This is a genomic window from Dyella sp. (assembly GCF_035503745.1).
Classification (GTDB): Bacteria; Pseudomonadota; Gammaproteobacteria; order Xanthomonadales; family Rhodanobacteraceae; genus Dyella_B.
The window spans coordinates 256,335-269,011 of the sequence record NZ_DATJTC010000011.1; the positions used below are offsets into that span (position 1 = coordinate 256,335).

Here is a 12,677-nt window from a genome sequence, read left to right on the forward strand (position 1 = left end):
CCAGGGGTTCAGTTTGCGCGTGGCCGACCATCCTGTGCTTACGGCCGGCGACTTATGTCGCCAGCGTCAGCGCCGCCGCCCGCTCGGCGATCATGACCGTGGGCGCATGGGTGTTGCCGCTGGGCAGCGCCGGCATCACCGAGGCATCGACCACGCGCAGGCCCGCGATGCCGTGGACACGCAGTTCGCTGTCTACCACCGCGTGGCCATCCCTGCCCATGCGGCAGGTACCTACGGGGTGATAGATGGTTTCGGCCTTGCGCCGGATGAAGGCTTCCCACTGCGCATCGTTCTGCGGCGCCATTTCGGGAAAAACCGGCTTGCCGCGATAAGCGTCGAAGGCGGGCTGGGCGAGAATGTCGCGGGAAAGTTTGGCCGCCTCGATCATGCGCGCCAGGTCGTGTCCTTCCGGATCGCTCAGGTAGCCGGCGTGGATGGCGACAGGCGTCGCCGGATCGACCGAACGCAGGCGCAGGCGGCCACGGCTGCGCGGATGCAGGTAGCACGCGTGCAAGGTGTAGCCGTTGCCCGGCAGGCGGTGGCGGCCGTGGTTGTCCAACAGTGCCGGCACAAAGTGGAACTGGATGTCGCAACGCGCATCGGTGGCCAGGCGGCTGCGCACGAAGCCGCCCGACTCGGCCACGTTCGACGTGCCCGGGCCGTCGCGATGGCGCAGATAGCGCCAACCGGCGGCCAGCTCGTTGAGATGGTCGTAGGTGATGTTTTGCGTGCAGCCAACCAGCGTGCAGATGTCCAGGTGATCCTGCAACCCCGCGCCTACGCCCGGCAGGTCCAGGCACGGCGTGATGCCGTGTTCGCGCAGGTGATCGGCGGGGCCGATGCCCGAGAGCATCAGCAGCTGCGGCGAGTTGATCGCACCGGCGGCGAGCAGGACTTCACCCGCGCGCACCTGTTCGCTGCGACCGCGCCCTTGCAGCCGTACGCCCACGGCGCGCCCTTGTTCGAGCACGATGCCTGTCACGTATGCGCGGGTGCGTACGTGCAGGTTCGGGCGCGATTGCGCCGGGCGCAGGAACGCGACCGCCGCCGAGCAGCGCGCGCCGTTGCGCTGCGTTACCTGGTAAAAGCCGAAACCGGCCTGCTCGGCGCCATTGAAGTCGGCGTTGCGGCCCCAGCCCGCGCTCGCGCCGGCTTCGATCAGCGCGGCCGAAAGCGGGTTGTGGTGGCGCAGGTCCGACACGCCCAGCAAACCCCCATGCGCGTGCCACGCATTCACGCCGCGCGTGTTGTCCTCGCTGTGCAGGAACCACGGCAGCACCTGCGGCCACGACCAGCGCATGTCGCCGGTGGCGTGCGCCCAGGCGTCGTAGTCGGCCGGGACGCCGCGCACGTAGCACATCGCGTTGATCGAACTGGAGCCGCCAAGCGTCTTGCCGCGCGGCCACCACAAGCGGCGCTGTTGCAGGGCCGGTTCGGGTTCGGTGTCGTAGTTCCAGTTGAGGCGGCGGTTGTTGGCCAGGCGAGCGATGCCCGCAGGCATGTGGATCAGCGGGTTCCAGTCGGAACTGCCCGCTTCCAGCAGCAGCACCCGTTTGCCCGGATGCGCGCTCAGGCGATGGGCAAGCACGCAGCCGGCGGAGCCTGCCCCAACGATCACGTAGTCGTAGTCCACCGCTTCCCCCGCCGGTTGCCGTCGTGGTGTCATGCTAGTCTTGCGCGGCCCCACGCTGGAAGCCACCAGTGAGCTTGTCCTCCTCCGCCGTTGCACGCCAAGACGCCACGCCGATCGTGTCGGCGCTCGCGTTCTTTTTCATCCTCACCGCTTACTACATCGTGCGACCGGTGCGCGATCAATTGAGCGGCGCGGTAGGGTCGTCGCAATTGCCGTTGTTCTACGCGGCCACGCTGGCGGCGATGCTGCTGTTGACGCCGGTGTTCGGCGCGCTGGTGGCGCGTTTCCCGCGCCGCCGCCTGCTGGGCTGGAGCTACTGTTTCTTCATCGTATGCCTGCTCGGCTTCATGCCCGCGTTCCTCGCGCAGGACCGCATCGGCGCACGCACGCTGGGCGTGGCGTTTTTTGTCTGGGTGAGCGTGTTCAACCTGTTCGTCGTGTCGCTGTTCTGGAGCTTCATGGCCGATGTCTACGACAGCCGGCGCGCGCGCGAGGTGTTTCCGCTGATCGCGCTGGGCGGCATGGCCGGTGCGGTGTTCGGGCCGCTGATTACCAGCGCGCTGGTCGGCGTGTTGGGCGTTGCGCCCTTGTTGCTCGTCTCGGCCGCGATGCTTGGCGTTGCGCTGATGCTGTTGCTGGGCATCTCGGCGGAGAGGGCGCAGGGCGGCGCCACCGAGCAACCCATCGGCGGATCGCTGTGGGAAGGTGTCCGCGAATTGTGGTCCAGCCCGTTCCTGCGCTTCATGGCCATCCTGATGCTGCTGGGCGACGGCATCGGTACGCTCGCCTACGCACTGGTCGCCGATTACGCCAAGGCGCACCTGACTTCCAGCATCTCGCGTACGGCCTTCTATGCGCATATCGATCTGGCCGTGAACGGGCTGGGCGCGTGCCTGCAACTGACCTTGACGCGCCTGCTGCTGATTCGCCGCGGCGTGTTGTGGGCGGTGGTGGTGCCGATGCTGGTCAACCTGGCCTTGATGCTGTTTGCCGTGGCGAGCGGTCACGCCCAGTTCTCGGTAATGGGTTACAGCATGCCGTATCTGGCGATCGTGATGATCGGCTCGCGCGGTTTCATGTACGGCATGACCAAGCCCGCATCGGATGCGCTGTATACGCGCGTGCCGCGCGAGATGCGCTACAAGGGCAAAAACTTCGTCGAGACCGCGGTGTGGCGCCTGGGCGACCTGCTGGTCACCAGCAGCGTCACCGCGCTGGAAGGGCTTGGTATTGCGCTTGGGCGCATTGCGCTGATCGGCGCGGGCGCGGCGTTGCTCGCAACCTGGGTGGCGCGCAAGGCCGCCACCGCCCCGGAGCTTGCGCCGGAAGAAAACGGCGCATCCATGCCGGATGCGCACGCGGTAAAAGAAGCCTGACGCTCAGCTGGTGATGTAGCGCTGCAACTGGTCGATCTGCTCGGCCTGCGCGCTGATCACTTCCTTGACCAGGTCGCCGATCGAGATCACGCCCAGTACGCGGCTGCCTTGCAGCACCGGAAGATGGCGGATGCGGCTGTCGGTGCAAAGGCGCATGCAGTCAAATACATCCGTATCGGGCGTCACGGTCAGCGCGGGGCTGCTCATGATCTCGGAGACGGCGGTCTGCGCGGACGAGCGTCCCTGCAGAATCACCTTGCGAGCGTAGTCGCGTTCGGAAACGATGCCCACCAGCTGTTCGCCGCGCATCACCAGCAGCGCGCCGACGCGGCGCTCGGCCATATGCTTGATCGCTTCCAGTACGGGCGCTTCGGGCGCGACGGCGAAGATGTCGTGGCCCTTCGTTTCCAGCAAGTGCTTGACCTGACGCATGCCAAACCTCCCCGACGGCCGCAGCATGGCCGCGTGGCGCCCAGTTTAGCGCTGCTCGGTGGCGGGGGTGTGAAGTGTGCCTGATGCGTCGGCCGGCTGCCCGGGCAACTGCGCCTCTTCGATGAAATACAGCGGGCGCTGTTTGCTTTCGTTGTAGTTGCGGCCCAGGTATTCGCCGATCACGCCCAGCGCCAGCAACTGGATGCCGCCCAGGAACAGCACCATCACCATCAGGCTTGGATAGCCAGGCACGGGATTGCCGAGCAACAGCGTCTTGATCAGCACCTTCAGGCCCAGCAGGAAGGCCACTATCGAGGCCGCCATTCCCGTCCATGTCGCCAGCCGCAGTGGGGCGCCGGAAAAGGAGGTAATGCCCTCGATGGCAAATTGGGCCAGGCGCCAGTAATTCCACTTCGTCTGGCCGGCCTTGCGCGGATCGCGCAGATAGCTGACCGAGGTTTGCCGGTAACCGATCCAGGCGAACAGGCCCTTCATAAAACGCTGCCGCTCGCGCAACTGCGCCAGCGCCTTGAGTGCGCGGCGCGAGAGCAGGCGGAAGTCGCCGGTGTCGCGCGGCACGGGGACGTCCGACATCAGCTCCATGGTGCGGTAGAACGCGGCGGCGGTGAACCGCTTGAAGCCGGTCTCGCCGGCGCGAGCCGCGCGGGTGGCGTACACCACGTCGTAGCCGGCCTGCCACTGCGCGACCAGTTGCGGGATCAGTTCGGGTGGATCCTGCAGGTCCGCGTCGATCACCACGGCGGCGTCCGCCTCGACATGGTCGAGCCCGGCGGTGAGTGCGATCTCCTTGCCGAAATTGCGCGACAGCTTCAGCGCGCCCACGCGTGCGTCCGCGGCGGCAAGCGATTGGGCGATGGCCCAGGTGTCGTCGCCGCTGCCATCGTCGACATACAGCACGTTGCACTGCAGCGAAAGCGTGTCCAGCACCGCGCACAGGCGCTGGTGGAAGACCGCCAGTACTTCCGATTCATTGTAGGCAGGGACAACGACAGTGAGCGTGGGCATGCATGGGATCCGTGGCGGCCAGGGCTGATGTTAGGGCCACGCCCATAGTGTAAACAGGCCCTGGCGTGGGAAAGCCTGCGCGGTCAGCGCCGCCGTCCGCTGCGCGTGTCGCGCGGCGGCTGATGGCTGTCCAGATAGGCCGGGCCGCCCAGCTGGTCCATCTGCTGCTCGATCCAGCGGCTGCGCTCCAGCACGTAGTCGCTGGGACGGTCGACGTGGAAGCGGTCGGGATTGGGCAGCACCGCCGCCAGCCGGGCCGCCTGCGCCGGACCCAGCCGGTCGGGCGTGGTGTGGAAAAAGTCTTCGCTGGCCGCACCCACGCCGTAGATGCCGTCGCCGAGCTGGGCGATGTTCATGTATATCTCCAGGATGCGTCGCTTGGGCCAGGTCAATTCGATCAGCACCGTGAAATACGCTTCCAGCCCCTTGCGCACGAAACTGCGTCCATTCCACAGGAACAGGTTCTTCGCCGTCTGCTGGCTGATCGTGCTGGCGCCGCGCAGGCGCTTGCCGTCATCGGCGGCATCTATCGCGTTCTGGATGGAATCGAAGTCGAAGCCGTGGTGGAACGGAAATTTCTGGTCTTCGCCGGCCACCATCGCAATCGGCACCCATGGCGAGATGCGCGACCACGGTACCCAATGGTGCTGCAGATGAAACCCCCGCTCGCCGTGGATCGCGGCATCGAGCTGCCGTTCCAGCATCACCGCCGAAGTCAGCGGCGGCACAAAGCGCAGCACCAGCACGGCCAGCCAGGTCAGCGCCAGCCACGACACCGCCACGATGCCGGCATAACGCAGCAGACGGCGAAATGAGGGAAGATGAACCATGGCCACGCCATCGAGAAAGCCCGGCGCAGTATAAGAGCCTGTCTACGATCTCTGCGTGGCCTTCATGGTGCCTCAAGACCGCTCAGACACCATCCGCAAGGCCAGTGCGGGCCACGCAGAGATCGTAGACGGGCGCTAACGGCGGTGGCCTTGGGCTATTGTGCGCAGCATGGCCCGTCCCCATCTTGCGCCATCAGGTTTGACGAGGTAGTCGAAGTGGAAACCGTGCTAGTGGAAGATGTGCTGCATCGCTTTTTGCTTGAACGCGCCGGCGTGCGCGGCGTGATCGTGCGCCTGGGGCCGGCCTGGCGCGAAGTGGCGGGCCGTGCCCCCTACCCTGCGCCGCTGCGCGAGCTGCTGGGACAATCGCTGGCGGCCAGCGCTTTGCTGACCGGCAACATCAAGCTCGATGGCGCGCTTTCCATCGAACTGAAAAGCACCGGCGCGCTGCGCTTGCTGTTTGCCGAATGCTCCGACACCGGCCGCCTGCGCGGCCTGGCGCGCTGGCAGGATCCGCTGCCCGAAACGCTGGCGCTGGGCGATCTGCCCGGCGCCATCATGGCCATCACCATCGGCCACGCCGAACGCGGACAGCGCTACCAGGGCCTGGTCGACCTGCGTCATCCGGAGCTGGCCGGTGCGCTGGAAAATTATTTTCAGCAATCGGAGCAATTGCCGGCGCGCATCGTGCTTGCGGCGGACGGCGAAAGTGCCGTAGGCCTGATGCTGCAAAAGCTGCCCGGCGAAGGCGGCCGCGACGCCGTGCACGACGAGGATGCCTGGCCGCGCATCGAGCACCTCACCGCCACCCTGGGTCGCGACGAACTGCTGGCCACGCCGCCGGAGCAGCTGCTTTATCGTCTTTATCACGAAGAAACGGTGCGCCTGTTCAAGCCGCGCCCGTTGGCATTTGGCTGCAGTTGTTCGCGCGAGCGCGTGGTGGCGATGCTGCGCTCCCTGGGTCGCGACGAGGTCGAGGCCACGCTGCAAGCGCATCACGGCACGATCGAGGTCACGTGCGAATTCTGCGCGCGCGCCTACCACTTCGACCGGGTGGATGCGGAGCATTTTCTCAGCGGCAACACGGCATCGTCCTCGACGGTGCAGTGAGCCGAGGGCGGTTCACGCGCTTGGCGTAACAGGCTCTGGCGTGAACGGATCAAGGGCGGTCAGCCGACCGCCTTGCTGACCGTGCCCAGCCACGCTTCCGCCGGCTGGGGCCTGGCAAACAGAAAGCCCTGGCCGAAACGGCAGCCGATATGCCTCAGCGCCTGCCGCTGCGCTTCGTCCTCGATGCCTTCGGCGATCACCTGCATTTGCAGCGAATCGGCAAGCACCTGGATGGCACGCACCACCGGCACGCTATGGCTGTTGGCGTTGGCAAGTTCGGTGATGAAAGAACGGTCGATCTTCAGCGTTTCGATCGGATACTGGTGCAGATAGCTCAACGACGAGTAGCCGGTGCCGAAATCGTCCAGTGCGATGCCCACGCCGTGCTGGCGCAGGTTGTCCAGCATGCGTTTGACGTGCGCGGGGTTTTCCAGCAGCGTGCGTTCGGTCACTTCGATGCGCAGCGAGCGCGGATGGACGCGATGCGCACGCAGCAGGTTGAGCAGGCGATCGTCCAGATCGGGCATGCGGAAGTGGCGGCCGGACACGTTCAGGCTGACAAACCCCTCGTTCCCCGCCAGCATGCCCGCCTGCGAGGCGACCTGTTCGAAAATCTGCCAGTCGATACTTTCGGCGCTGCCGTTTTCTTCGGCCACGGCGAGGAAATCGCCGGGGCAGAGCAGGCCGCGATCCGGGTGGCGCCAGCGCAGCAGCGCTTCGTAGCCGACAGTACGCCCGTCTTCCAGCGCCACGATCGGCTGATAGAACGGCACGAACTCGTTGCGGCTGAGCGCGCGGCGCAGGTCGCCTTCCATCTCCAGCAGCGACAGCACTTCGCGGCGCAGACGGTCGTCGAACATCGCGGCGCGATGGCGGCCTTCGTCCTTGGCGCGATACATGGCGGCATCGGCATCGCGCAAAAGTTCTTCGGGCTGCTGGTAGTGCGGGCCGGGCAGGGCGATGCCGATCGAGGCGGAGGTGAAGATTTCCTTCACGCCCAGGCGGAACGGCACGTGCAGCTCGGCGATGATGCGTTCGGCCACCACCAGCGCCTTGCCCGCGTCGCTGATGCCTTCCAGCAGCACGGCGAATTCGTCGCCGCCCAGGCGCGCGACCAGGTCGCGTGTCTTCAGGCACGCACGGATGCGGCTGCCGGCCTGGAACAGCAGGTCGTCGCCGATCAGGTGGCCGACCGAATCGTTGATCACCTTGAAGCGGTCCAGGTCGATGAACAGCACCGCGAACAGCTTGTTCGGATCGGCATGGTAGCCCTGCAGGGCCTGGCCCAGCCGCTGCAGCAGCAGCGTACGGTTGGGCAGGCCGGTGAGCGAGTCGTGCAGGGTTTCGTACATCAGCCGGCGCTCGACGCGTTCGCGTTCGGCGATCTGTTCGCGCAGGTCGCGATTGGCCAGCGCCAGCGCACGGGTGCGCTCGGTGACGCGGCGCTCCAGGTTTACGTAGGCCTGCTTGAGCGATTCGCTGGTCTGCTTGCGCTGCAGCGCATTGGCGATATGGTAGCTGACGAACGTGAGCAGTTCCTGGTCGCGCGCGTCATACATGTGCTTGGGTGAATAGCTTTGCACGGCGAGCACGCCCATCACGCGGTCGTCCCACACCAGCGGGACGCCCAGCCAGCAGATCGAGGGTGTACCGCCTTCCACGCAATCGCCTTGGGCGGCTAGCCGCTCGAACGTCTGGCGATCGGCCAGCAGCGGTTTGCCGTGCTTGAGCACGTATTCGGTGGCGCCGTTGCCGATCGGACGCGGCTTGCGCGTATCGATTTCGTCCACCGAGTAGGGAAAGGTGATGTTCTGGCTGCTTTCGTCGAGCAGGGCGATGTAGAAATTGCGCGCGTAGATCAGGCCGCCCACGACGCGATGCACCGCCGCGTAGAAGTTTTGCTGGCTTTCCGGCGCGCTGGCCAGTTCCGCGATGCGAAACAACGCCGATTGCAGGCGCTCGCCACGCTGGCGCTGCAGCACTTGCTGGCGCAGTACGCGATTGGTGGCGCGTAGCGCGGCGGTACGGTCGGCGACGCGACGCTCCAGTTCGGCGTGCGCCTCGCGCCGCTCCAGCGCCGTTTGCATGTGTTGCGCGACGTAGTTGAGCAGTTCGCGATCGTGTCGCGTGTAATGCGTATCGTTGCGATAGCTTTGCACGGCGATGCCGCCGACCACCTGGTTGCCGCGCATCAGCGGCACGCCCAGCCAATGTTCGCAGGCCGGACCCACCAGGGCGAAATGCCCTTCCAGCTGGCGCGAAAGCTCTTCCACCGAACCCATCAGCGGCTGGCCGCTCTGCAGCAGGTTCCAGGTCAGGCTGTGGCGCATGTCCTGCAACGGGTAGCTTTCGTCCGGCGATGGCGGCTTTTGATCGGCGGTGTCGACGTAGTACGGAAAGCGCACGCTGTCGGTGGCCGAGTCGTAGAGGAAAATGTAGAAGTTTTCCGCGTACATCAGCATGCCCACGATGCCGTGCAGGGACTGCATCATCTCGGTCATGTTGTGGGCGGTGCCGGCCAGCTCGGCGATGGCGTACAGGGCGCGTTGCAGGCGCTCGGCCATGGCCAGGCGGGAAATGGCTTCGTAGAGGCGGCCGGTCTCGCTCAGCTGGCGCAGGCGGGTGCCGGCCAGCCGGCCCAGCCAGGTGAGTTCGGCGACCACCGTTTCGGTGAGTTCGGCCGGGTCGGTGACCAGCGCCAGCGCCTGCAGGCTCTGCGGATCCTTGGCCAGGCTCAGCCGGCCGGGTACGGCCAGCTGGTCGTCCACCTCCGGCGGCAGCCAGTGCAGCTCCCCGCGCACCCCCAGGTGGACCAGGGCCGCTTCGCAGGTTTCAAGCACGCTGCCGGCATCCACGGCCCGGAATAACCGTTCCATGGTCTCGCGCAGGGCGGCCGGTACCGACCGGCTGGGCTCTGGGAGGAATTTGCGGCCGTCAGGCGCTGAACTCATCGTGATCGGGCAGGTCCGTTCGCTAAACGTTAGGTGACTATATCGCGTGACGATCCCGTCATGTCGCCCTTACAAACTGTTAGCAAAAGGGCGGCGGGACAGGTTCCAAGGGCAAGCATCCTCCATGCCAGCAAGTGCTTGTTCGGGGCGGCTTTTTTGGAGACTGTGCCACAGAAGCGAGGATGTAAGCGGGGTGTTAGTAAAAAGTAAAATGAGGTACACTGGTCTCGGGAGTCCGTCCCTCCTTTGAGGGTCGGGTGTGGTCTGTCACGTCGCCGTCGAATTTTCATGCGCCGCTTGTTGCTGACATTGCCGCTGATGTTCGTGCCGCTGCTTGCGGCAGGGCAGACCGTGGGCGGCGATCAGGTCAGCAACCCGGCGTGGCTGCAGCAGACGCCATTGCAGCAACAGCACCCCATGCAAGGCTCGTTGCTGCCGCAGTCGCAAACTTCTTCGACGGCCGGAGCGCAGGACGGGAATGCCGCATCGTTCCTGTCGGTCAATCCGCTTGCCGGCGGCACGGTCAACGCGGGCAGCGTGCAATACGGCATCACGCCGAATGTATCGGCGCAGGCCGGTGTGACGCAGCGCTCGTGGGCGACCCAGCCGCGCATCATCGGCAGCGAAGTGGGCGCCACTTATTACGCCGGCCGCTACAGCCTTGGCCTGAGCGTCGCGCAAGACCAGGTGCCCACCGCCACGCCACTGCCGCGCGTGTTGCCGGGTGCGGTGACGGGCGTCAACGGTCTTTCGGATTTCGACAGCAGCACGCAGGTCAACGCGCGTGGCCGCCTGGCCCTGTCCGGTGACAGCGGCGTGCTGGTGGGTGCCAGCGTGGGACGCATCCGGCTACTGCCGGGCAACCTGATGGGCCTCAATGCGCTGGATCAAAAAGCGCTGAGCTTCGGCGTCGAACATGGCCCGATCACCGGCAGCATCATCGGCCGCACCATGCAGCCGGAGCCGGGCATACCCAATAGCAATTATGTCGATCGCCGCTGGAACAGCATCGACCTGGGCGTGACGTGGCATTTGCCGTGGCAGGGGTCGTTGAGCTTCGGCGCGCAGAACCTGTGGTCGTCCGGCAACGCCAACAACACGCCGGTGGGGCCGCCGGAACCGGATCAGTCGCGCACGCCTTACGTGCAATATCACCAGGATCTTTGAGATCGCGCCGCATACAAAAAAGCCCTCGCCGAGCGAGGGTTTTTTCTTTACCCGATCAAGCGCCGCGAAGCTCAGTCCTGCTTGCGAATGCGCAGGTCGCCGCTGAAGGTTTCGATGCTGATTTTGCCGTCGCCGGATCCGGTCACCGTGTCGAGCGTGGTGCCGGGGCCGTGCTCGGGTTGGTGGGGCGTGCCGAAGTCGGTGCGCAGGTCGCCGCTGAAGGTGCTGGCGTGTAAGTTGCTCGACAGCGAGGCGGGGAATTGCAACTGCAGATCGCCGCTCATGCTGTCGATGCTGACGTTGCCGCCGGCCGCCAGGGAGCCGGCGAGCTGCACGTCGCCCGACACGGTGCTGAGGTTGAGTTGCTGCCACGGACCGCCGCCCGCCTGGATGTGGCCCGACACCGTCTGCAGATCCACCATATGGCCCAGCGACGGGGCCAGGATGTCGCCGCTCACCGTTTGCAGCTTGGCCTCCTTGGCCAGGCCGGAGAAGGCGACGTTGCCGCTGACGGTGATGATGCTGAGTGCGGGAGTCTGGGCATTGATGCGTACGCGGCCGCTCACCGAATTGACGTTGATGTCGCCGCCGTTGGTGCCGTCCATGCTGATCGGCGCACTCACCACGTTGATCTTCAGCGACGCCGCGCGCGGCACGCTGATATTGAGCGTGCTGTCGGACATGGATTTGTCGCCGCCCCAGTCGAACCAGCTGCCCTTGCCTTGCGCCTGCACCCGGATCTGCAGGTTGTCGGCATCGCCCTCGATGGCCAGCGGCTGCGCACCGTTGCCAAGTTGGCCGCCGACGTGCACTTCATTGCGGTCCCAGGCGGTGATGTTCACCTCGCCTTTGACGTTGTTGATCTCGATGTGCGCCGTCGGCGAGGCAGCATGGGTGAGATCAAGCGGGGTTTGGGCCAAAGCCTGTCCTCCCCAGGACAGGCAGAGCAACAGCGGCAGGTAGCGGGCGTTTTTCATAGTTATAGGTGTCCTGACGGCCTCAGCCGGCTTGTTTCTCTAGCTCGCGCAGACGAGCCTGTTGAGCATCGGTCCGCTGCAGCAAACGCTGCAGGGCCGGTGAATCGGGAGCTTGCTCGATAGCCTGTTGCAGTTCCATGCGCGCGGCACCCAGTTCGATCGCCGCACTGGCGAGGCGCGGGTCGCTGGGTTTCCAGTTCTGCACCTGGGCCGTCAGCGGCGCGCCTGGCGCCATCTGCGGCAAGGTCCGCATGTGCCACGCCACGCCGCCGGCCAGCACGGCTACCGCGGCCAATCCCGCGGCCATCGCCCAGAGGCGGGGACGGCGTGCGGGCCTGACCGGCGTCGGCGCGGCGATGTCGGCCGGTGCGTCGTTTTCGTCCAGCGCAGCATCGATGCGTGCCCAAAGATCGTTGCGTGGGGCAACGGGCTGATTGAGTTCGCGCATCTGGCGTAGCCATTCGAATTCGTTCATCACACTTCTCCAAGAGCCTTGCGCAACAAGCCGCGTGCACGGTGCAACTGCGCCTTGGATGACCCTACCGCCATCTCCAGTTCGCTGGCGATTTCCTCGTGGCGCCAGCCTTCCACGTCGTGCAGCACCAGTACCGCGCGCGCCCGTGGCGGGAGCTTGCCGATCGCGCGTTCCAACTCGTCGCGCTCGGCGGCGCAGAACGGCGTTTGGCCATGCTCGGGAACGCTGTCCTCATCGACATAGCCGACCGGGTCGGCGTTGCGCGCGCGGATGTCCATCAATGCCACGTTCACCGCCAGCCGGTACAGCCATGTGCCGAAGGAACTTTGCTCGCGGAAGCTGTCCAGCTTCTGCCACGCGCGGACGAAGGCGTCCTGGGTAAGGTCTTCGGCCCGCGCATGATCGTAGCCGGACAGCCGCAGCATGGCGCCATGGATGCGGCTTGCATGCAGGCGGTACAGGCGTTGAAAGGCCTGACGGTCGCCTGCCGCGGCCGCGCGCACGTCATCGGTATCGTTGTGTCCCGCAGCGAGTGCAGGTGGCATGGCGCTTCCGTTGGCGATGCTGGCAGCAATCATCTTGCCAGTTTGGATGCGGCTCAAGGCGTTTAGGTTTAGAGGTTTACTCCTTCTCCCCCGCGGGGGGAGAAGGCCGGGATGAGGGGGCAATCTTGGGAGGGCGCGGACTCGAAGCCGGCCCT

11 protein-coding genes are annotated in these 12,677 nt (G+C 65.7%); 3 read left to right on the forward strand and 8 right to left on the reverse strand.

The window, feature by feature from the left end; translation table 11 throughout:
• Nucleotides 1-52: 52 nt before the first annotated feature.
• Complete coding sequence (locus VME63_RS04990; protein WP_325430869.1) at nt 53-1,666, reverse strand: choline dehydrogenase; 1,614 nt, start codon at nt 1,664-1,666, stop codon at nt 53-55.
• A 35-nt stretch (nt 1,667-1,701) separates the two neighbouring features.
• On the opposite strand from VME63_RS04990, the gene VME63_RS04995 reads away from it, so the two are divergent.
• Entirely contained in the window at nt 1,702-3,009 is a 1,308-nt protein-coding gene (locus tag VME63_RS04995) for an NTP/NDP exchange transporter (protein ID WP_325430871.1), read from the forward strand.
• A 3-nt stretch (nt 3,010-3,012) separates the two neighbouring features.
• Here VME63_RS04995 and VME63_RS05000 read toward each other — a convergent pair whose 3' ends face one another.
• From VME63_RS05000 to mtgA, 3 genes are all read right to left on the reverse strand, one after another.
• Nucleotides 3,013-3,441, reverse strand: a complete 429-nt coding sequence (locus VME63_RS05000) for a CBS domain-containing protein (protein WP_325430873.1) — start codon at nt 3,439-3,441, stop codon at nt 3,013-3,015.
• A gap of 45 nt (nt 3,442-3,486) precedes the next feature.
• Nucleotides 3,487-4,467 carry a glycosyltransferase family 2 protein gene (locus VME63_RS05005; protein WP_325430875.1) on the reverse strand — a complete coding sequence of 327 codons (981 nt, stop codon included), beginning with the start codon at nt 4,465-4,467 and terminating at the stop codon, nt 3,487-3,489.
• Between the two features lie 83 nt (nt 4,468-4,550).
• Complete coding sequence (mtgA, locus tag VME63_RS05010; protein ID WP_325430877.1) at nt 4,551-5,297, reverse strand: monofunctional biosynthetic peptidoglycan transglycosylase; 747 nt, start codon at nt 5,295-5,297, stop codon at nt 4,551-4,553.
• 216 nt (nt 5,298-5,513) lie between these two features.
• Between mtgA and VME63_RS05015 the strand changes: the two genes are divergently transcribed.
• Nucleotides 5,514-6,407, forward strand: coding sequence for an Hsp33 family molecular chaperone HslO (locus VME63_RS05015; RefSeq protein ID WP_325430879.1), 894 nt, complete (start codon nt 5,514-5,516; stop codon nt 6,405-6,407).
• A 59-nt stretch (nt 6,408-6,466) separates the two neighbouring features.
• Here VME63_RS05015 and VME63_RS05020 read toward each other — a convergent pair whose 3' ends face one another.
• On the reverse strand, nt 6,467-9,358 hold the full coding sequence (locus tag VME63_RS05020; protein ID WP_414648204.1) for a bifunctional diguanylate cyclase/phosphodiesterase: 2,892 nt from the start codon (nt 9,356-9,358) through the stop codon (nt 6,467-6,469).
• A 288-nt stretch (nt 9,359-9,646) separates the two neighbouring features.
• On the opposite strand from VME63_RS05020, the gene VME63_RS05025 reads away from it, so the two are divergent.
• Nucleotides 9,647-10,525: a hypothetical protein gene (locus VME63_RS05025; protein ID WP_325430883.1), complete on the forward strand. Its 879-nt coding sequence runs from the start codon at nt 9,647-9,649 to the stop codon at nt 10,523-10,525.
• A gap of 71 nt (nt 10,526-10,596) precedes the next feature.
• Here VME63_RS05025 and VME63_RS05030 read toward each other — a convergent pair whose 3' ends face one another.
• From VME63_RS05030 to VME63_RS05040, 3 genes are read right to left on the reverse strand one after another with little or no spacing between them, the layout of a single operon-like run.
• Nucleotides 10,597-11,502 carry a DUF4097 family beta strand repeat-containing protein gene (locus tag VME63_RS05030; protein ID WP_325430885.1) on the reverse strand — a complete coding sequence of 302 codons (906 nt, stop codon included), beginning with the start codon at nt 11,500-11,502 and terminating at the stop codon, nt 10,597-10,599.
• A gap of 22 nt (nt 11,503-11,524) precedes the next feature.
• Complete coding sequence (locus tag VME63_RS05035; protein ID WP_325430887.1) at nt 11,525-11,977, reverse strand: hypothetical protein; 453 nt, start codon at nt 11,975-11,977, stop codon at nt 11,525-11,527.
• Complete coding sequence (locus VME63_RS05040) at nt 11,977-12,522, reverse strand: RNA polymerase sigma factor (RefSeq protein WP_325430889.1); 546 nt, start codon at nt 12,520-12,522, stop codon at nt 11,977-11,979. Before VME63_RS05040 ends, VME63_RS05035 begins: the two co-directional genes overlap by 1 nt.
• Nucleotides 12,523-12,677 lie beyond the last annotated feature (155 nt).